The sequence below is a fragment of the Corynebacterium sp. HMSC074E01 genome, assembly GCF_001808885.1.
Taxonomy (GTDB): domain Bacteria; phylum Actinomycetota; class Actinomycetes; order Mycobacteriales; family Mycobacteriaceae; genus Corynebacterium.
The window spans coordinates 416-20,293 of sequence record NZ_KV794826.1 but is presented as its reverse complement, the minus strand read 5'-3'; the positions used below and the strand labels follow the sequence as shown (position 1 = coordinate 20,293).

General features: G+C 60.0%; 20 protein-coding genes, 1 other RNA gene and 1 pseudogene. 14 read left to right on the top strand and 8 right to left on the bottom strand.

Going from position 1 to position 19,878, the window contains the following annotated elements; all coding sequences use genetic code 11:
- Positions 1–8 precede the first annotated feature (8 nt).
- The 5 genes and pseudogenes from HMPREF2537_RS03535 to HMPREF2537_RS03515 all read right to left on the bottom strand — a co-directional run bounded on the left by HMPREF2537_RS03535 (position 9) and on the right by HMPREF2537_RS03515 (position 2,939).
- Complete coding sequence (locus HMPREF2537_RS03535; RefSeq protein ID WP_246818696.1) at positions 9–917, bottom strand: vWA domain-containing protein; 909 nt, start codon at positions 915–917, stop codon at positions 9–11.
- A gap of 83 nt (positions 918–1,000) precedes the next feature.
- Entirely contained in the window at positions 1,001–1,447 is a 447-nt protein-coding gene (locus tag HMPREF2537_RS03530) for a DUF1990 family protein (RefSeq protein ID WP_070516686.1), read from the bottom strand.
- Positions 1,448–1,450: 3 nt separating this feature from the next.
- Positions 1,451–1,757 (bottom strand): annotated as a pseudogene (locus HMPREF2537_RS03525) (hypothetical protein).
- A gap of 47 nt (positions 1,758–1,804) precedes the next feature.
- On the bottom strand, positions 1,805–2,485 hold the full coding sequence (locus HMPREF2537_RS03520) for a DUF4232 domain-containing protein (RefSeq protein ID WP_049156136.1): 681 nt from the start codon (positions 2,483–2,485) through the stop codon (positions 1,805–1,807).
- Positions 2,486–2,510: 25 nt separating this feature from the next.
- A complete protein-coding gene (locus HMPREF2537_RS03515) occupies positions 2,511–2,939 on the bottom strand; it encodes an NUDIX domain-containing protein (protein WP_049156140.1) in 429 nt (142 codons plus the stop codon).
- 188 nt (positions 2,940–3,127) lie between these two features.
- Between HMPREF2537_RS03515 and HMPREF2537_RS03510 the strand changes: the two genes are divergently transcribed.
- Positions 3,128–4,330, top strand: coding sequence for a S1 family peptidase (locus HMPREF2537_RS03510; RefSeq protein WP_070525622.1), 1,203 nt, complete (start codon positions 3,128–3,130; stop codon positions 4,328–4,330).
- Between the two features lie 118 nt (positions 4,331–4,448).
- Here HMPREF2537_RS03510 and hisN read toward each other — a convergent pair whose 3' ends face one another.
- Positions 4,449–5,222 carry a histidinol-phosphatase gene (gene hisN, locus HMPREF2537_RS03505; RefSeq protein ID WP_070525620.1) on the bottom strand — a complete coding sequence of 258 codons (774 nt, stop codon included), beginning with the start codon at positions 5,220–5,222 and terminating at the stop codon, positions 4,449–4,451.
- On the bottom strand, positions 5,215–6,042 hold the full coding sequence (locus HMPREF2537_RS03500) for an inositol monophosphatase family protein (protein WP_070525618.1): 828 nt from the start codon (positions 6,040–6,042) through the stop codon (positions 5,215–5,217). The genes hisN and HMPREF2537_RS03500 overlap by 8 nt, the downstream gene beginning before the upstream one ends.
- Before the next feature lie 69 nt (positions 6,043–6,111).
- Here HMPREF2537_RS03500 and prfB point away from each other — a divergent pair, with 69 nt between their 5' ends.
- From prfB to HMPREF2537_RS03475, 5 genes are read left to right on the top strand one after another with little or no spacing between them, the layout of a single operon-like run.
- On the top strand, positions 6,112–7,218 hold the full coding sequence (prfB, locus tag HMPREF2537_RS03495; RefSeq protein ID WP_070525616.1) for a peptide chain release factor 2: 1,107 nt from the start codon (positions 6,112–6,114) through the stop codon (positions 7,216–7,218).
- A gap of 33 nt (positions 7,219–7,251) precedes the next feature.
- Positions 7,252–7,941, top strand: coding sequence for a cell division ATP-binding protein FtsE (gene ftsE / locus HMPREF2537_RS03490; protein ID WP_070444182.1), 690 nt, complete (start codon positions 7,252–7,254; stop codon positions 7,939–7,941).
- Positions 7,942–8,844, top strand: a complete 903-nt coding sequence (gene ftsX, locus HMPREF2537_RS03485; RefSeq protein WP_070444180.1) for a permease-like cell division protein FtsX — start codon at positions 7,942–7,944, stop codon at positions 8,842–8,844.
- Positions 8,845–8,898: 54 nt separating this feature from the next.
- Complete coding sequence (gene smpB, locus HMPREF2537_RS03480) at positions 8,899–9,402, top strand: SsrA-binding protein SmpB (RefSeq protein ID WP_010189093.1); 504 nt, start codon at positions 8,899–8,901, stop codon at positions 9,400–9,402.
- Positions 9,403–9,412: 10 nt separating this feature from the next.
- A complete protein-coding gene (locus HMPREF2537_RS03475) occupies positions 9,413–9,769 on the top strand; it encodes a DUF488 domain-containing protein (protein WP_070525614.1) in 357 nt (118 codons plus the stop codon).
- Here the strand turns inward: HMPREF2537_RS03475 and HMPREF2537_RS03470 are convergent.
- Positions 9,766–11,037: an SLC5/6 family protein gene (locus HMPREF2537_RS03470; protein ID WP_070444176.1), complete on the bottom strand. Its 1,272-nt coding sequence runs from the start codon at positions 11,035–11,037 to the stop codon at positions 9,766–9,768. The genes HMPREF2537_RS03475 and HMPREF2537_RS03470 overlap by 4 nt on opposite strands.
- A 211-nt stretch (positions 11,038–11,248) precedes the next feature.
- Here HMPREF2537_RS03470 and ssrA point away from each other — a divergent pair.
- The 8 genes from ssrA to HMPREF2537_RS03430 all read left to right on the top strand — a co-directional run bounded on the left by ssrA (position 11,249) and on the right by HMPREF2537_RS03430 (position 19,776).
- Positions 11,249–11,628: a transfer-messenger RNA gene (gene ssrA, locus HMPREF2537_RS03465) on the top strand.
- Positions 11,629–11,776: 148 nt separating this feature from the next.
- Positions 11,777–12,463, top strand: coding sequence for a DJ-1/PfpI family protein (locus HMPREF2537_RS03460; RefSeq protein ID WP_070525612.1), 687 nt, complete (start codon positions 11,777–11,779; stop codon positions 12,461–12,463).
- A 232-nt stretch (positions 12,464–12,695) separates the two neighbouring features.
- Complete coding sequence (locus HMPREF2537_RS03455) at positions 12,696–14,366, top strand: AbgT family transporter (RefSeq protein WP_070525610.1); 1,671 nt, start codon at positions 12,696–12,698, stop codon at positions 14,364–14,366.
- Between the two features lie 4 nt (positions 14,367–14,370).
- Positions 14,371–15,726: a M20 family metallopeptidase gene (locus tag HMPREF2537_RS03450; RefSeq protein WP_070525608.1), complete on the top strand. Its 1,356-nt coding sequence runs from the start codon at positions 14,371–14,373 to the stop codon at positions 15,724–15,726.
- 174 nt (positions 15,727–15,900) lie between these two features.
- A complete protein-coding gene (locus HMPREF2537_RS03445) occupies positions 15,901–16,932 on the top strand; it encodes a siderophore ABC transporter substrate-binding protein (protein ID WP_070444168.1) in 1,032 nt (343 codons plus the stop codon).
- 41 nt (positions 16,933–16,973) lie between these two features.
- Entirely contained in the window at positions 16,974–17,969 is a 996-nt protein-coding gene (locus tag HMPREF2537_RS03440; protein ID WP_371325731.1) for an ABC transporter permease, read from the top strand.
- Between the two features lie 35 nt (positions 17,970–18,004).
- Positions 18,005–19,024: an iron chelate uptake ABC transporter family permease subunit gene (locus HMPREF2537_RS03435; RefSeq protein ID WP_070444163.1), complete on the top strand. Its 1,020-nt coding sequence runs from the start codon at positions 18,005–18,007 to the stop codon at positions 19,022–19,024.
- Positions 19,021–19,776: an iron ABC transporter ATP-binding protein gene (locus HMPREF2537_RS03430; RefSeq protein WP_070525607.1), complete on the top strand. Its 756-nt coding sequence runs from the start codon at positions 19,021–19,023 to the stop codon at positions 19,774–19,776. The genes HMPREF2537_RS03435 and HMPREF2537_RS03430 overlap by 4 nt, the downstream gene beginning before the upstream one ends.
- Positions 19,777–19,878 lie beyond the last annotated feature (102 nt).

Here is a 19,878-nt window from a genome sequence, read left to right as displayed (position 1 = left end):
TCAGGTGTCTACCTAACAGGGGTCAGGTCCGTGGTGAAGAAGGTAGTGGATTCAGCCGAGTGCCCTTTACCCTCCGTCGGAAGAAGAGTGGTGGAGAAGGCCTCTACGTCACGGTCTACCTTGGCCGGGGAACCTTCGGTTTCGCCGCCTTCGATCTCCTCTAAGTTTGACTCGTAGGCGTTGAAGGTGCGGGGTGCTGCGCGGTTCAGTTCCTTGGCCAAGCTATCGGCGTCGGAGGCGTCGGCGTAGGTGCCGCCGGTGGCGTCGGCAATGCACTGCAGTTCCTGCTGTGCCTCGGGCTCAACGTTGAAGCCGACGGTATTGATGACTAGGTCGATGCCCTGCTCCTTCAGCTCTTTCGCCACATCACACACGGGTGGCGGGGTGCAGGTGGCAACGCCATCGGAGACCAAGATGATGCTGCGCTGGCCTTCCTCTGGTAGCTCAGCGGCGGCCTTGCGTAGGGACTCGCCGATGGGGGTGAATCCTCGTGGCTGCAAGCCATCCATATGGGCGATCATCTTCTCAGAGTTACCGGCCTCGGGTGGTGCGACCACGGTGATGTCCTGGCAACCGGCCGCCTCATCTTCGGGGGCTTCGCCGGTGTTGCCACCATAGGTGACAAGCCCCAGAGGGGCGTCATCTCCGGCTTCGGTGATGAAGGTGCGGGCGGCCTCCTTGGCGGCATCAATGCGGGTCTGCCCGCCGGCATCGTTGGTGATCATCGAGCCGGAGGAATCGAAAACCACCATGGTTGGAGCCATGTTGCTGGAAGTGGAGTTGGCCGATTCGGAAGGTTTGTCTTCCGCGGCGGCTAAGGGAAACAGCCCGGTTGCAGCTGCCGCGGCTAACACCGCGAGAATGGCCGCTAAGGCCACCGATAAGGAACGGAAAGTATGGTGAGGGAAAGTGTGCATGTGAGTTAAGTTACATGCCAAGTGGTTACCTCGCTAGGCGAGCGTGGAACCGAGGGGGAGTGCGCCCCATTGACACCCCGCTATTAGTCATCCAAAGCGTGCAGGTAGAAAAAGCGGATCAGCGCGCGCCGGGGAATATCGAGCAGCGGGCGCAGAAAGGCGAGGCGGGCGGGTTGGGAGGAGGCGTCGACAAGCAGGAGCGTGCGCCCATCCCGCAGGCGCTCCAGGGTAAAGGTTTCCTCGCCGCGCTCGATGTGGCCGGGGAGGGTGCCGTAGGTAAAGCCGCAGCGGCCCTCCTCGTGGAATACATCCACCACTCGGCAGCGAAACTCCCATGGGCCTAACCCGAGGGAGACCTCTGCGCCTTCTTCTACGATGGCGTGGCTGGGAGTAACCCGGAAGAGGCCACTGCGCTGCAGGCCCCAGCGAAAAAGTTTGTCTGCCGCAGTGTCATAATCAGCGTCGATGACGCGGGACATGTGTAGCTGTGGGAACCCTTCGGCGGAGGAGTAGGAGAGTGGCTCGGGCATCGCTTAGGCCCTGTCGTCTGCACGGCGAAGCCAGGCGCAGAGTTCCTTCTGTGCGCGGTCCACGCCGCCGGGGTAGCCTTCCTCAAGCTCGAGTTTGACGTCATCGAAAATGCGCTCTGAGATGAGCTCCGCGCTCTCTACTCAGTTGTCCTTGTAGCTCATCGAGCGGCACTTTGAGCTCCGTATAGGGACTCGGGCGGAAGTACCACGACCGCATGTCCTCCGAATAAACGGCAATAGTTGTCTTCGTCATGTGCGATTCCAGCACAACGTTCCCAAACACCAGCGACGTCAGCTTCTTGGATTCCATGGCCGCGAGTGTAGACCGATGTGAACGCCTGCTGCTTTTAAGCGGGTTTAACCTGCGGTAACCGGTTGGATAGAGAGGTAGTTGGCATCGCCAGCGCACCCTTCGAAGCCGGAAATGCGGATGAAGGCGCTGGCGGTTTCGCCGGGCGGGTAGACGCGCAGGCCGTCGGCCGCCTGGGGCTGGCAGGAAGTTGGGTCAAGGACACCCATGTTGGTCATCTTCAGGCCCGCACGGGCAGAGTGCCCGGGCTCGAGCGTGACGGTTGCTGTTTCTTGGCCCGATTCACGCTCGGCGGCGGGGCCGAGCTGGGTGCCGTCGTCATTGGTGACGGCGGAGACGCCAGGAAAGCCTTGCAACGTACACGGTGCGGGAGAAGTGTTGGTGAACGTAATGTCAGCCAAGCGTGAGCCGGCGGCCCCCTGCTCGTTGGCAAGACTGATATCTAGCTGTTTCGTTGTGCAGGCGCTGTCGGCGGCAGTCGGGATTGCGCCTTGGGCGCTGTGCGCGTCTTCGCTTGTCTCGGGTGACTTCTGTTCGGCGGCCGCTGAATCTGCGTCGTGTGACTGCGGGTCTGCGGATGTTGAAGCCCCAGATTCGGCGCTGGCGGCTTGAGTGGTGGGGGAGACAGCGGAAAGCGTGGCGTCGGTGCTGTCATCGGTGGCGCAGCCGGCCAGTGCAAGGGCAAGGGAACCGGCGGCGAGAACGGGGAGTAGTCGCTGCGTAATCATGGTGGGGAGTCTAGACGCTATGGGCTTAGAGGTCCTGCAGAGCGGGGAATACCCTCTCCCTAAGTAATGGGGCGACGGTGACGTCTGGGGCAGCGGGATCGACCCAGGCTAGCTCTGCAATCTCCTTGTCAGGATGGGCGACGGAAATCTCTTCTTCACAGACATAGACGTGAGCGTGGATCGTCTGAGGTGCGTCATTGGCCGCAGGCGAGACATAGGTGGCTAGGCGGCGCAACTTCGACATATCAACCGCGGCGCGAACAGCCTCGTGGGCGATGAGCTGGGCGGCGCGAGCTGGATTAATGGTCTCATCGATGGAGCCAAATGGCAGGACGAATTCTGGAGTATCGGTGGCGCGGATGACAAGAACGCGGCCATGGTTATCGCGCAGGATTACAGCGACTATCTCAGCAATGCCTGCAGGAGATGACGAAGAATTGGCAGTCTCAGACATGCCTCCATAGTAGGTCTGCGGAGGCGCGGCAGGCGGTGAAAGATAAGAGGGGGCACCCGAAAACTGTCAGTAGTGTAACGGCTTGGACACAGTCCCACACGTTAGAAAACGGCTACCCCAGTGCGCGTGTCATTATGGGGGAAGTCTTATAGACCAATACGAGAAGAAGTGAAAAGAGGAATTGCTCAATGAGAAAAATTCCGCACCTTAAGAAAGTCATTGTGGGCTCGGCTTTCGCAGGTGCGTTCTTCCTGGGTAACCCAATGGCGGGTGCTCAGGAGCTCCCCACCATCCCGGAGATTGATTCAGCAGGTTTTGTCGACCAGGTACGCACGGATCTGCAGTCCGTAGGTATTGAGACCAAGCCCGTGGACAAAGAGCTGACCGACGCCCTCGATACCGCCGTCAACGGTGCTGCCGCAGCGGCATCGAAGGATGTGAATCAGGCAGTCGAGGGAGCCGTGAACTCGCCTGCGGCGCAGCGCCTCGCGGAGCAAGCGAACCTGCAAACGCAACTGCCGGCCCCGTCCGAGCAGCAAGATTATGCCGGCGCTGATGCCATCACGGGTGAACCGCTGACGAACCCGACGCCTATCGGACTGCTGGAGGAAGCCACGCAGCCGGAATTTGTACCCCAGGGCACGGATCCGAATTACGTGTGGAAGAACGACCTGTTCTCCAAGATTGCTGCTGGTAAACCGCACGCGGAGTACGTTCTGCATCGAGTCCCTGGTTCTTTCTACGATGCTCCCCAGATCCCCGAGGAATCCAACGTTGCGATGACCGAAGGGAAGTCTCTGTACGGCCCGGGAACTCCGCTGTACATCCGTGAGGACACCATGTGCACGCTGACGGCAGCCGGCACTGATGCCGAAGGCCGCAAGGTCGGTATTACAGCTGGTCACTGCGGAAATGTCGGCGACCCGGTGTCCTCGGCGGACTCCTGGCAGGTAGGCCCCACCGGCACCGTGGTGGCGAAGAACGCTAACCTGGACTATTCGCTCATCGAGTTCGGCTCCCAGGCCGAGGTAACCCGCAGCTACAACGGTGTGAGCGCGCAGGCGATCGGTGGTACCACGCAGCCGGGCGATATTACCTGCAAGAGCGGTGTAGCTACTGGCCGCACCTGTGGCATGACTTTCCAGCACACTGAGCGCATCACGATTAACCAGGTGTGCGCGATGGTCGGGGACTCCGGCGCTCCGGTCTTCCGCGACGGCCGTATCGTCGGCTCGGTATCCCGTGGACTGGTCCCGGGTCTGCCGTCCTGCCGCACCCCGTGGCAGGGTGCGCTGCACAACCCGACGGTCGTGGCTAATATCGATGCCATCATCGCGGATCTCAACCGCCGCGAGGGCCCAGGTTCTGGATTCGTGCTTCCGGAGAACTAGAAGTACGTTTCTAACAAATAGGGCCCCAGATCTTTAAAGATCTGGGGCCCTATTTGATCGAAGTGACCTGTACGCGGCACGGTTCGCTGGCGTGCGACGTTGGGGCGCCGCGCAGAAGCTAGGACAAGGCGCTGAGGGCGGCGTCGTGAAGCTTGCCGTTGGAGGCCAGCGCTGAGCCGCCGTGGGGGCCGTCTTCGCCGCGGACGTTGGTGAAGCGGCCACCGGCCTCAGTCACAAGAAGCGCAGGGGCTGCTAGGTCCCAGAGGGAGACCTCGGGCTCGGCAGCGATGTCGACGGCACCTTCGGCCACCAGACAGTAATTCCAGAAGTCGCCGTAGCCGCGCAGGCGCCAGACCTTGTCCGTGAATGAGATGAAAGCGTCGCGGTTCGGCCGCCACCCAGACAAGGAGCTCATGGCCAGAGAAGCATCTTCCAGTTTGGAGACCTCGGAAACACGCAGGCGTTTCGGCTCCCCGCCGAAGACTCGGTAGGCGCCGCCACCTTTGGCCGCGTACCAGCGGCGGCGCAGGGCAGGGGCGGAGACGACGGAGACGACCGGCTCTCCGTCTTCCAATAGCGCGATCAGGGTGGCCCAGACGGGAACGCCGCGCACAAAATTCTTCGTGCCGTCGATAGGATCGATTACCCACTGGCGGCCCTCGAAGCAGGCCTCGCCGCCGAATTCCTCCCCCAGCACTTCATCGCGTGGGCGCGAGCGCTTCAGAGCCTCGCGGATTGCCTTTTCGCAGGCCAGATCCGCATCGGAGACCGGCGTCATGTCCGGCTTTTCCTTGACGGACAGGTCTGCAGCCTCAAAACGGTGCATCGTAATGGCGTCCGCATGGCCTGCCATCTCCAAGGCCAAGCCGAGGTCTTCTTTGAATTTACCCACGGAGCCATTCCTCCATCTGATCAACTACCTGATTATTACCCGCGATACACCATTCCACACCGCCGGCTTTAACCTTGCGCGCCGCGCCGCCCGCGGCCAGCACCAGCGCCTGGCCGGGGAACCAATCCCAGTCCTTGACGGAGTGCTGCATCCACGCTCCCCACGTGCCATCCGCCACGCAGGAGAGATCCACGGAGCCCGCACCCAACATGCGCACGGTGGCGAAGTGCGGGGCTACTTTTTCCCAGGCGGACGCGATTGCGGGATCCGTCATGGACGTAGGGTGCAGGTACGTCGACAAGCACAGCTTGTCGGCGGGGCTGTCGGTGAGCTTGGTGACGTCCTTGCCGTCCAAGCTGGTGGGGAAGTCACGGCCGCCGAACCAGGTATAACCCATAGCGGGGCGGTGGACGGCGCCGAGGATGACCCCTTCAGCGTCGATGAGCGCGAGTGCAGAGCACCAATAGTCGGAGCCTGAGGCGAAGTTGTAGGTGCCGTCGACAGGGTCGATGACCCAGGTCCGGCCGGACTTCGACTCGCGGTTCGCACCCTCTTCGCCCACGATGCCGTCCTCGCCGCGCAGGGCTTCGAGTACACCGGCGACGAAACGCTCGGCGGCGAAGTCGGCGTCGGTGACGACATCGGAGACGGAGGTCTTTTGTTCTATGTCTACTCCCTGCTCGCGCAGGCGCCAGGCCAGGCGGCCTGCGTTATAAACAAGCGCTTGGGCAAGGTGGGCGTCAGTATCGTCCGCGTGCGCGACGATGAAGGTCTTGATGATGGCATCGATCATCTCGGTGAGGCTTGGCTGGTCACTCATGCCGCCTATTGTCGCGCTAAACGCGGCCGATGGCTAATCAGGGAGAAAGAATAAGTAGAGTAGGGGGCTATGCGTCCGGAACAAACAGCACGACTTGAGGAACTCAGCGCCACCTTGACCTCCATTGAAAAGGTGATGGACCCGGAGGCGGTGTCCGAGCGCGTGCGCGAACTCGAGGCCCAGGCGGGGGACCCGTCGCTGTGGGATGACCCTGATCATGCGCAGAAGGTGACCTCGGAGCTGTCGGCGCAGCAGGCAAAGCTACGCAAACTGAATTCCCTGCGCGGGCGCATTGAGGATCTACCCGTGATGTCTGAGCTGGCGGAGGAGGAAGGCGACGAGGCCTCCCAGGAGCTCGTGGATACGGAGCTGGAAGAGCTCGGCGCGGCCATCGAGGCACTCGAGGTGACCACCATGTTGTCCGGTGAGTACGACGAGCGTGAGGCGGTGATCCACATACGCTCCGGAGCCGGTGGCGTGGATGCTGCGGACTGGGCGGAGATGCTCATGCGCATGTATACGCGCTGGGCGGAGAAAAACGGCCACAAGGTGGATGTTTATGACATTTCCTATGCCGAAGAAGCCGGTATTAAGTCCGCTACCTTCGTGGTGCATGGCGAATACATGTATGGCCAGCTTTCCGTAGAGCAGGGCGCGCACCGCTTGGTGCGTATTTCTCCTTTTGATAACCAAGCCCGCCGCCAAACCTCGTTCGCGGAGGTAGAGGTGTTGCCGGTGGTGGAGCAAACCGACTCCATCGAAGTGCCGGATTCGGAGGTGCGCGTGGACGTCTACCGTTCCTCGGGCCCGGGCGGACAGTCGGTCAACACAACGGATTCGGCGGTGCGCTTGACGCACATCCCGACCGGCATCGTGGTGACCTGTCAGAACGAAAAGTCCCAGATCCAGAACAAGGCCTCTGCTATGCGCGTGCTGCAGGCGAAGCTGCTGGAGCGCAAGCGCCAAGAGGAGCGCGCGGAGCTCGATGCGCTGGGCGCGGGTGGCAATGCCTCCTGGGGCAACCAGATGCGTTCCTATGTGCTGCATCCGTACCAGATGGTCAAGGATCTGCGCACGAACTATGAGGTGGGGGATCCCTCCAAGGTCTTGGATGGTGATATCGATGGTTTCCTGGAATCCGGGATCCGGTGGCGTATGGCGCAGCAGGAGGCCTAGGCCCGAGTAACAAATGTTGCTAATGTGGCTTAAGTGATCACTTTTGAGAATGTGTCCAAGGTCTATCCGACCTCCACAAGGCCCGCGCTGGACAACGTGTCCTTTGAGATTGAAGACGGAGAATTCGTCTTTCTCATCGGCCCGTCCGGCTCCGGCAAGTCGACCTTCCTCCAGCTCATGGTCCGAGAGACCAATGTGAGCTCGGGCGATATCTACTTCGGGGACTTCCACGTCAACGCGTTGAAGGGGCGCGAGGTCAACCGCCTGCGCCAATCCATCGGCTATGTCTTTCAAGACTTCCGGCTTCTGCCCAAGCTCAATGTCTACGACAATGTCGCCTTTGCCCTCGAGGTCATCGGCAAACGCAAGGCGCGGATTGCCAAGCAAGTCCCCGAGGTCCTCGACATGGTCGGCCTGGGTGCCAAGCAGCACCGCATGCCGCATGAACTCTCCGGCGGTGAGCAGCAGCGCGTGGCGATTGCGCGGGCCTTTGTTAACCGTCCCAAGTTGCTGCTTGCCGACGAGCCCACGGGCAACCTTGATCCCTCCACGGCTGCGGAGATCATGGCCTTGCTCACCAAGATCAACCGCCGCGGAACCACCGTGGTGATGTCGACGCACAATGCGCGCGCAGTTAACGAGGCCCGCCAGCGCGTCATTGAGCTGCACAACGGCACGCTGGTGCGCGATGAGAAGAACGCGATGTACGGGGAGGCGGTCTAGGTGAATCTGGGCTTTGTATTCAGGGAAGCTTTTAAAGGGCTAGGGCGTAACATCACCATGACTATCGCCATGGTGATCACCACGGCCATTTCGGTGGCGCTTGTGGTGGCTGGTGTGCTGGTTACCCAGATGACCAACGAAACCAAAAACATCTACCTCGAACGCGTCGAGGTCATGGTCCAGCTCAACGAGGATATTTCTGCCAACGATCCGCAGTGCAAGGACTCCGCCTGCGCCGGGCTGAAGAAGAAGCTAGAGGCGGATGAAGATATCGAGTCCGTCAGCTACCGCAACCGTGAGGATTCCTACGAGCGCTTTGTGGAACTGTTCAAGGAAACTGATCCAGTCATGGTTGAGGAAACCTCCCCGGATGCGCTGCCGGCGGCCTTCCATGTGCGGCTGAAGGATCCGACGGATACCGCGCCAATCGACGCCATCGCGTCCGACCCTGCCGTTAGCGACATCATCGACCAACAAGAGGAGGTCCGCAGCGCCGCAGGCAACCTCGACGCCATCCGGAATGCCACCTTCGTCTTAGCTGCTGTCATGGCGCTGGCCGCCATCATGCTGATCGCGAACATGGTGCAGATCGCCGCCTATCAGCGCCAGCGAGAGACCGCGATTATGCGCATCGTCGGTGCTTCGCGGTGGGTAACCCACGCCCCCTTCATCATGGAGGCGGTCCTCGGCGCCGTCGGTGGTGTCGTTCTCGCCGGGATAGGCGTCATCGTAGGAAAGAACACGGTGATCGATCCCGCGCTGAAGGACCTGTACCACAACCAGCTTCTGGCCCCGGTGACCGCAGGCGACGTGTGGACGGCTCTGCCTATCGTGGGGCTTGTGGCAATCCTGTGCGCTGCACTGACCGCGCAGGTGACCATGCGCGCCTACGTGCGGACATAGGCCAACAGGCCTGTTGTGGGTTGTGCCTGGCAGTAGCGTAATATAGTTCGAACTATGGCGAAGAAGGCAAAGAAGAAAAAGGCGGCCGTCGACAATAACTCGACCTTGGCCACCAACCGACGTGCCCGCCACGACTACACCATCCTCGACACCCTGGAATGCGGCATGGTGCTCGTGGGCACCGAAATTAAGTCGATGCGCGAAGGTAAAATCTCCTTGGCAGATGCCTTCGCCACCATTGACGACGGCGAGGTCTATATCCGCAACCTCCACATCCCGGAGTATTCCCAAGGCTCGTGGACGAATCACTCGCCCAAGCGCACACGCAAGCTGCTGTTGCACCGCAGGGAGATTGACAAGCTCATGGGCCAGGTGCGCGACGGCAATAAGACGCTGATCCCGCTCAAGGTGTATCTGAAGGACGGCCGCGCCAAGTGCGAGCTCGGTTTGGCCAAGGGTAAGCAGGACTACGACAAGCGCGAAGCAATCAAGCGCCGCGACCAGGACCGCGACATCACCCGCGAGCTGGGCCGCCGCGTAAAGGGGATTAACGCCTAACCTGGAAGCCATGATTTATACGGCTAAGGTTCATGATGTTATTCGGGAAGGTGAGCAGTCGCGTGGGGTAGCGGTGCTCGTCGATAAGCTCTGGCCCCGTGGCGTGGCCAAGGAGCGTCTGTCCTATGACCACTGGTTCAAGGATGTGGCGCCTAGCCCGGGGTTGCGTAAGTGGTGGGGGCACGATGCTGACACCTTCGAGGAATTTGCCCGGCGCTACCGTGCGGAGCTCGACGAGAACGACGGCGAGGAGTTGGCGCGCTTGCGCCAACTAGCGGAGGATGGTGACGTCACCCTACTTTTCGCCGCCAAGGACCGCGAGGTCAACCACGCCACTGTTTTGAAGGCGTGGTTAGAGGAACGCTAGGAGAAAAGGCTCCAGATGGTGGCGCCCACGGCGATGAGACCCGTGATGACGACGAAGACGTTGCTGGGGCGGCCACGGAATTGCTTCAGAGCGTCGATGCGGTGGATGGCATACATCGGCAGCAGGTAGAGAATCGAAGCGATGAAGGGGCCGCCGATGGCCTCAATGAGGCCCAGGATCGACGGATCGATAATGGCCACGATCCACGCACAGACAAAGATGATGCCGTGCATGATGGAGTTGAGCTGCTTTTCCGAGAGCTTCTCGGTGGCGCGCGGCGCGGCGCTGCGCAGCAGGAAATTGCCGCCCTCGGTAGCTCCCAGCACGTGGCCGAAGTAGGAGGAGATAATCGCAATCATCGCGATGATCGGGGAGAGGAAAGCCAAGACCGGGACACCGGTGACGTTGGCCAGGTAAGACAGGACCGGCAGGTTTTGCTCGCGGGCCTCGGCGAGACCGTCCGCACCAAGCGTGAGGGTACAGGACCACACGAAGAACATGGTGAATACGGTGAGCAGAATTGCGGTCAGGGCCAGTGCTCGCGAGGCGTTCTCCGAGCTCTTCTCGCGGCCGTGTGCGGCGACCATGGCCAAGGAGAACTGGGAAATCGCGGGGGAGTGGTTAAAGGAGAAGACCAGCACGGGGATGATGAGGGCGACAGCACCGACGACGCGCCAATCATTGTTGCCCACCTCCATGAAGGAGGCGATATCCCAGCGCGGGATAAGGTAGATGGACAGTGCGCCAAGGCAGAAGATCAGCGGGTAGACCAAGAACTGCGTTACGGCCAGCACCATGCGTTGACCGAAGGCGAAGACGATGGTCATGATGCCCACGAGGAGGAAAGCCAACAGCGGGCGTGAAATCGTGGGTCCATTTAATTGGTTGACGATGAAGCTGTTGACCGTATTGGTGATCGAAACGCCATAAATGAGGACGATGGGGAAGATGGCGCAGAAATAAATCACCGAAATGATAAAACCTGCGCTCTTGCCGAAATAGTCCGTGACCACTGCGGTGATGTCCTCGCCCTGGCGTGGTGACGCACAAATCATGCGGGCCAGACCGCGGTGGGAGAAGTATGTCATCGGCCCAATCAGAATCGTGGCCGCGAGGAGGGGCCAGAAGCCGAAACTGCCCGCGTTGATGGGGAGGAAAAGAATGCCGGCGCCTACGGCGGTGCCGAAGAGCGAGATGGCCCACTCGGTGTTGCTTGCTGGGCTTTTAGCGTCTTCCGGGGAACTGGTGGTTTCGGTATGTGTGCTCACTTTGCAGCCTTTAACAAAGTAGGAGTATCGGACTCACACACCTTAACAGCGTTTAAGTTGATGCTAATCACAAGGGGGTGCTTATGAAAGCTATGCCTCATGTGGCCTGGGGTGAAGCTTGCGGGAATAGGGGCAGGTGCAGTAGCGTTGAACAGACCGTAGGGCGCATAAAGATGCGTTCTGCGCAGCTTTCACAGCAATGTGTAAATGAGGGGTCGACTTGGTTTCGACTTCGTACATTGAGCCAGGGGAAGCGTGCCGGTGCAGGCTAGAGACCACCGTTAAGCGTCGTAGCAACCAATAAACGCAGAGAAGAACTCTCAGCGTGACTACGCCCTCGCTGCCTAATTACAGCGACGCGTGTCTGTCAGCCTAGGTTTGGTTCCTGACCTAGATCCTGGCATCGACTAAGGAACTTGCCTGACCGGTTTGTTGTTCGGCCGGTTGGGGACTTCTAGAGCAACTGGGCCCATCATCCGGAGCGAGTTTGCCCGAGCCGGAGGGCCGAGTAGAGATCCTGTGCAGACTGCGCACGGAGAAGCCCTGGCGAGGTGACGAAGGACCCGGGTTCAATTCCCGGCGGCTCCACCAAAACCCCAGTTAGAAAGCGTTCTAGCTGGGGTTTCTTCGCGTGTGAAGTCCCCGGCTTAAGTCCCTAAACGGCCGTGAAGCCGCCGGGAATTGAACCCGGGTCCCGGATGTTCGTCAGCGGCACTACGGCCTGCTTTAGGATGGTCGCATGTATTCCGAGCCTCTCCGCATTACGGTCGTCTTGTTTGAGGGCTTTGAGCTTCTCGACGTCTTCGGGCCCGTCCAGCTGCTTCAAGCGGTGCCTGATGTCTCCGTTGTTTTCGCAGGACCGGATGGTGGGCCAGTTGCTAGCTCGCAGGGCGTGGAAGTGGTGCCGACAATGTCTTATGGGCAGATTGAGCCGGCCGACGCCCTTCTCATTCCCGGCGGCAAAGGAACCCGGCAGCTCGTGGGGGACGAATCTTTTCTGTCGTGGCTTCGTGAGGTGGGTGCACAAGCGCCTTGGGTCGCCTCCGTGTGCACGGGTTCTGCGGCCCTGGCGGCGGCTGGGCTCTTGGAGGGCTACACCGCGACGAGCAATAAGCGTGCCTATAGCTGGGCCACGTCCTTCGGGGGCGATGTGTCCTGGCAGCCGGAGGCGCGGTGGGTGCACGACCGCAATCGATGGACCTCCTCAGGTGTTGCGGCGGGCATGGATATGACGGTCGCGCTCATTGCGCACCTCGTATCAGACAGTGCTGCCATCAATGCTGCCAACTTTGCGGAATATGATGCGCACCGCGACAGTGAGTGGGATCCTTTCGCGCGGCTTTATGGGCTGGCGCCGGCGAGCGGTGACGAAGCTGAGCGTGGGGACGTAACGTTCGGGCAATCTGGTGACGCTCACGGTAGATAAGAGGCTAAAAACTGGCGATTTTTGGCCACTATTTACCGTGGGCGTAGTTGGGGAGAGCCTGTAGGTATGCGGAGGTGAGCGGGCGGCGAGAAAGCGGAGTCGGAGTAGGTCTGGCCGAACAAAATGTGATACAGGGCAAAAATATTTGTTACCCAGGTTACATTCCCGTGGTAGCCTTTCCCCAACAGTGTGACGTGGAACACTGGGACTGACCCCTACGACAGGAGTACCCATGAACAGCCCATCCAATGCAGCGCCACAAGGCGGCGCTGGTACCACGGAGAAGTCGAAAGCAAATCCCGCCAAGGCTGAGCAAAAATCGAGTCAACAGTCCAGTGGGGGAATGCTGGATAAGTTCCTCAATGGTGTCGAATACATCGGCAACAAGCTGCCGGAGCCCTTCACTATCTTCCTGATTCTTTTCCTCATTACAGGCGTTCTCTCCACCATCATGGCGAAAATGGGCGTCGAGATTAAGATTCCCGGATCGGATGAGATCCAGCCGGTCAAAGGCCTGTTCACCGGTGAGGGGCTCACGTGGTTCACCACCACAATGGGTGAGAACTACATCAACTTCCCGCCGCTGGTGACAGTGCTGCCCATCATGCTGGCAGTTGGCGTGGCGGAGCGCTCCGGAATGCTCTCGGCGTTGATTCGCAAGCTCTTCGGTTCCGCGAAACCGTGGCTGCTTCCGTACGCCGTCGGCGTTATCGGCGTGACCGCCTCCGTCATGGCGGATGCCGCCTTCGTCATCGTCCCGCCGCTGGCCGCCATGGTCTTCAAGGCTGCGGGCCGTCATCCGGTGGCGGGTCTGATCGGCGGCTTCGCCGCCGTGGGTGCGGGCTATTCCACCGCCTTGGTGCCAACTTCCCTGGACGCGCTCTTTGCCGGTATTACGACCGCGGTCATGGAGACCCTGCCGAATACTGAGTTCGCTCCGGTTAACGCCATGTCGAATTACTACTTTAACGTGGCTTCTTCCATCGTGCTCGGTGTGCTGGCCGGCTTCATCATCGACAAGGTGATCGAGCCGCGCATGTGGCAGCAGGAAGTTCCCACCGAGGAAGATATCGATCCTGAGGATGCCGCCGAGCGCGGTGACCGCGACGAGAATGGCGAAGAGCTCACCGCTGAGCTGCGCCCGGCCGAATCCAAGGGCCTCATCTGGTCCGGTGTGGCCACGGTCATCCTCACCGCCATCATTCTCTTCGCAGTTCTTCTGCCGGAATCGCCGTGGCGCAATGAAGAGGGCGGCTTCTTGCCCAAGTCCCCGCTGCTGAATTCCATCGTCTTCATCGTCTTCGCCTACTTCTTGGTCCTCGGCGTGGTCTACGGCAAGGTTGTCGGCACGGTCAAGGGAATCACCGATGTTGTGAACATGATGATCGGCGCGCTCAAGGACATGATGAGTTTCCTCATCTTGGCCTTCATCCTGGGCCAGTTCGTGGCGCTCTTCGCCTGGACCGGTATCGGCACCTTCACCGCGGTGAAGGGCGCGGCCTTCCTTGAATCCATCGGGCTTACCGGCTTCCCAGCTATTTTCGCCTTCATCGCGCTGGCGTCCTGCCTGAACCTGCTGATTATTTCCGGATCCTCGATGTGGACGCTCATGGCCGCGGTCTTCGTGCCCATGTTTGCCCTGCTGGGCTATGAGCCGGCGTTTATTCAGGGCGCATTCCGCGTTGGTGATTCCGCAACCCAGATCATCACCCCGCTGAACCCGTACATGATTGTCATGCTGGGTTTCCTCCAGCGCTATGAACGCGAGGCAGGCCTAGGAACGCTGATGTCGCGCCTCGTTCCCTTCGTTATTCCGTTCTTCACCGCCTGGGCAATCCTGCTGGCCATCTGGTTCTACGTAGATCTTCCGTTGGGACCGGGCAACAACGTCATGATTGGTTAAGCGCATGAATCAACGCAACAATCCATCGACAGCGTATTTGGAAGCGATGGAGGAGGGGGTCGCCAAGCGCGTGGCGTCTGCAGCACCACCGGAAAAACAGGGTGAGGACTACCCGGGCCAGGCGAAGCTCTGGGAAGCGGCGGCCGCGCGGGCTGAGGCCTTGCGGGAGAAGGCCGCGCACATCGTCGCGGACCTGCACGCTCACCCTGAAACGGCCTTCGAAGAACATCGTTCCATGGCGGTGCTCGCGGACATCGTTGAAGAGCATGGCTTCTCCACGTGCCGCGGGGTCTACGGCGTGGAGACCACGTTCGAAGCTTCCTGGCAGAGTGCAGATTTCGACCCTGAACGGCATCCCACTGTGGCCATCCTGGCGGAATACGATGCCCTGCCTCAGATTGGGCACGCGTGCGGGCATAACGTCATCGCCGCAGCGGGCGTTACTGGATTCTTGGCGGCTACTGCCGTGCTGGACGCCGCCCCTCCTATGTCCGGTCGCATCCTCCTCCAGGGGACCCCAGCGGAGGAGGGGCATTCCGGCAAGGAATACATGATCCGCGGCGGCAGCCTCGAAGGGGTCGATGCCGCGGTGATGATCCATGGCTTTGGCTATGACATCGGTGCGCATGCCTGGGTGGGCCGCCGCATTCTGCGCGTTCGTTTTCGCGGCGTAGCCGCTCATGCCAGCTCCCAGCCTTTCATGGGGCGCAACGCCCTTGACGCTGCGAGCCTGGCCTACCAGGGGATTGGGCTTATGCGCCAGCAAATGCCGCCATCGGATCGCGTGCACGCCATCATGAGTGGTGGCGATCGCCCTTCGATCATTCCGAGCGAGGCGGAAATGACCATTTACGTGCGCTCGTTAGGAACGCGCACACTCATGGATCTGTCCGCCAGGGTGGAAGACATCGTCCGGGGCGCGGCACTCATGGCAGGTATCGAGGTGGAAGTCGACTGGGATGAGCACCCGATGACCCTGCCCGTGCGCAATAATGCGGCGCTGGTGGATCGGTGGTCGGCCACGCAGGCGCGCCGCGGGCGCACCGCGCTGCCCGCTGGGACGGTGCCGGATACAGTGGCCGCCTCGACTGACTTTGGCAATGTCTCTCATCTCGTGCCCGGCCTGCATCCAATGGTGAAGGTATCGCCAACTGACGTGGCCCTGCACACGGAGGACTTTGCGCGCTGGGCTGCCACGCCGCAGGCGGTAGATGCGGCCGTTGATTCGGCGGCGGGTTTGGCACAGGTTGCCCTCGATTTCTTGGCGGATCCGAATTTCCGCCACGCGGCGCGGGAGGATTTTGATAGGGAAGGGCCAGTGTCGGTGAGTGATCTCATCGCGAAGAAGGGGGAAGGCTAAGCGTAAACATTTTTTTCTAAAAGGCATGTCACGGGCTATCGTGCGGAGGTCTGCTACCCCCGTCATGAATTAGGAAACATGAGTGTTCTTGAAGGGTAAGCCTTACTTGAGTTAGGTTAGGCGCTGTCCTTATTTGCCAACTGTGGTTAGCCACACCTAATATGCAAGGAAGCTATGTTTAACCTTTCTCGCCGTGCCTCGCGCACGACCGCCGCCAAAGTTGCCGCAACTCTCTCGGTCGCAGCGCTTGCTCTCACCGGCTGCTCTTCCAGCCAGTCTGAGGAGACCGCTGAGCCGACCGAATCCGCGGCGGCAGGCGCCTCCACCATCACCCTGGAGGATAACTTCGGCTCGAAGGAAGTCACCCTCCCGGTGGAGAACCCCGCGGTGACGGATAACCGCGCCTTCTCTATCCTGGCGCAGTGGGATATTGACCTTGCTGCTGCACCGCTGAGGCTGGTACCGAAGTCGCTGCGAGACACCTACAACAAGGACACGGTCGAGGTTGATCTGGGCTCCCACAAGGAGCCGGACCTTGAAGGTCTGGTAGCTGCAGAGCCGGACGTCGTGTGGAACGGCCAGCGCTTCGAACAGCACCAAGAGGACATTGAGAAGCTGCTCGAGGATGTCCCGGTGCTTGACTTCGAGCCGCGCGATGACGAAGACTTTTTCGACGAACTCAAGCGCCACACTGAGGCCCTGGGCCAGGTTTTCGGCCACGAAGAGGATGCTGCGAAGCTCATCGAGGATTTCGACGCCGCTGCTGAGCGCGCTAAGAAGGCCTACAACCCAGAGCAGAAGGTCATGGCTGTGAACACCTCCGGCGGTGAAATCGGCTACATCGCTCCCGGTATCGGGCGCGTGTATGGCCCGGTCTTTGAGCTGCTTGGCCTGACCCCGGCCCTGGAGGTCTCCAACGCCTCCGATGACCACGAGGGTGACGATATCTCCGTTGAGGCCATTGCCGAATCCAACCCGGATTGGATCCTCGTCATGGACCGTGATTCCGCTATCTCCAAGGAAGGCCAGGATGTCACGCCGGGCGAGAAGCTGGTCAAGGACAACGCGGCGCTCAAGAACGTTACCGCTGTGAAGGAAGGCAACGTTTACGTGGCGCCGAATGACACCTACATTGATGAGTCCATCATTACCTACACCGAGATCTTGAACGCGCTTGCCGACGCCTTCGAGAAGGCCAACGCCTAAACAACTCTCTCGGCAGCCAAGGAGGAGACTAAACCGTGACGGTGAAGAGCAGCGCTGCGGCAGAGCACTCAGCTGTCAGCCCGCGTAACTCCCGCGGACCTGTGCTGACCTGGAAGCTAGGCCTCGGCGTGCTCGGCGTCATCGCGCTGCTCCTCCTTTCCCTCATGGTGGGGGAGTACAGCATCCTCGATAATGAGGACGGCTGGTCCATGTTCTTCACCACCCGCATACCGCGAACCGTGGCGCTCGTCTTGGCGGGCGCTGCGATGGCGATGAGCGGTTTGGTCATGCAGCTGCTGACCCAAAACCGTTTCGTGGAACCCACGACGACGGGAACCACCGAGTGGGCCGGATTGGGCCTGCTCTTTTCGCTTATCCTTTTCCCGCACTCATCCGTGCTGGTGAAAATGGTCATTTCGGTTTCCTTCGCGTTTGTGGGAACCATGGTCTTCTTCGCTTTCCTTCGCCGCGTGGCGCTGCGCTCCTCACTCATCGTGCCGATCATCGGCATCATGCTGGGCGCTGTCGTTAGTGCCGTATCCTCCTATGTGGCGCTCGCCACGGATACCTTGCAGCAGCTCGGAATCTGGTTCATGGGATCCTTTACCTCTGTCTATGAGGGGCAATACGAGGTCCTGTGGATCGTCCTGCTGGTTCTGATGGCGGTGTATTTCTACGCTGACAAGCTCACCGTCGCTGGGCTGGGTGAGGATATCGCCACCAATATTGGGTTGAACTACCAGCGGATGATTCTGCTGGGCACTGGGCTCATCGCGGTGGCGACGGGCGTTGTCACCGTCGTTGTCGGCGCATTGCCGTTTCTTGGCCTTATCGTGCCTAACGTAGTGAGCATGATTCGCGGCGATGACCTGCGCTCTAACCTCCCGTGGGTCTGCCTGCTCGGTATCGCCACGGTGACCTTATGCGACCTCATCGGCCGCACCATTATTTCCCCGTTTGAAATGCCCGTATCAGTCATCCTGGGCATTGTGGGTGCTATCGTGTTCGTCGTCTTGATCGTGAGGTCGACCAAGTGAGCGTACGTATCTCTATCCCAGCGACGAAGGAACCTGTGCAAACGTCACGTGCCCAGCGAAACGTGGGTAGCTTCCAGTCTGCTGCTGCGGCGCGAAAGTACTGGATCATCCTTGCAGCCTTGATCGTTGCCGGGCTGGTTTTCGCCTTCGGGCTCTTGGCCTATGACAACCCCATGGATTTTGGTACCCGCAAGTGGTGGCTGATTGCACGTCGCCGCGCTGATGCGGTGACCGCTATGGCGATCGTCGCCGTATGCCAGGCCGTGGCTACGGTGGCTTTCCATACGGTGACGAACAACCGGATCCTTACTCCCTCCATCATGGGGTTTGAATCCCTGTACGTCGCGATTAATACAGCCACGATCTTTTTCCTTGGCGCCTCCGGCCTAACTCAGGCCCGCAACATGGGAACCTTCCTTGTGCAGCTTGTGCTCATGGTGGGCCTATCCCTCGTGCTGTACTCCTGGCTGCTGACCAGCCGCCGCAACAATATGCATGCGATGCTGCTCGTGGGCATCATTATCGGTGGTGGTCTTGGTTCGTTGTCGACGTTTATGCAGCGCATGCTCACGCCCAGTGAATTCGATGTGCTGACTGCACGCCTTTTCGGTTCCGTGAATAACGCGGAGAGCGAGTACTATCCCATCGCCATACCGTTGGTTCTCGCGGTGACGATGCTGGTGTTCCTGAACTCCCGGCAGCTTAACGTGCTAGCGCTGGGACGCGATGCCGCGACGAACCTTGGTGTTAACCACAAGGTCAATGCAATCTACACGCTGATTTTGGTCTCCATTCTTATGGCAACAAGTACCGCGCTTGTAGGGCCCATGACCTTCCTTGGCTTCCTCGTGGCAACCTTGGCCTACCAGGCAGCGGAGACGTATGACCACCGTTTTTTGTTCCCAATGGCAATTGCCACGGCCTTTGCCGTTCTCACCGGCGCCTACTTCCTCATGCAGCACGTCTTCTACGCGCAGGGCGTGGTCTCCATCATTATTGAGCTAGTGGGCGGCAGCGTCTTCCTTCTGGTCATTCTGCGAAAGGGCAAGCTGTGATCAAACTTTCCAAAGTTTCCAAGTCCTACTCCGGTGAGACCAACATTGGCCCCATCGATCTGGAGATCCCCTCCGGTGGTATCACTGCACTGATTGGGCCGAATGGCGCGGGCAAGTCCACGATGCTGACGATGATTGGCCGGCTTCTCGACGTCGACGAGGGCACCATCGAGGTCGCCGGTTACGACGTGTCCTCCACGAATTCGCAGGACTTGGCGAAGATTCTCTCCATCCTGCGCCAGGAGAATCACTTCATTACCAAGCTGACCGTACGCCAGCTGGTGAGCTTCGGCCGTTTCCCTTACTCGAAGGGGCGTCTGACTGCGGAAGATGAAGAGATAGTCTCGCGCTACATCGACTTCTTCCACTTGCGTGAATTGGAGAGCCGTTACCTCGACGAGCTATCCGGTGGGCAGCGCCAGCGCGCATATGTGGCGATGGTGCTCTGCCAAGAGACGGATTACGTGCTTCTCGACGAACCCCTCAACAACCTCGACATCTCACACTCCGTGGAGATGATGAAGCATTTGCGGAAGGCCGCCAAGGAATTTGGCCGGACGATCATCATCGTTCTCCATGACATCAACTTTGCTGCTCGTTATGCCGACTATATTTGTGCGGCCAAGGATGGACGCATCGTTTCTTTCGGCAGTCCGGAGGAGATCATGCGCGATGAGATCCTTACGCCCATCTTCGAAACACCCATCACTGTTATCGATAGCCCGGATGGGCTGTTGGCCTGTTACCACTAGCTATTAACATTCAGGTGGACTGCCCGACAGCCAGGAAACCGCCCCAGGAAGAGTGCCAAAAAGTGCATCTGCCTGGGGATTTGTTGTTTGTTGGGGGTGTGC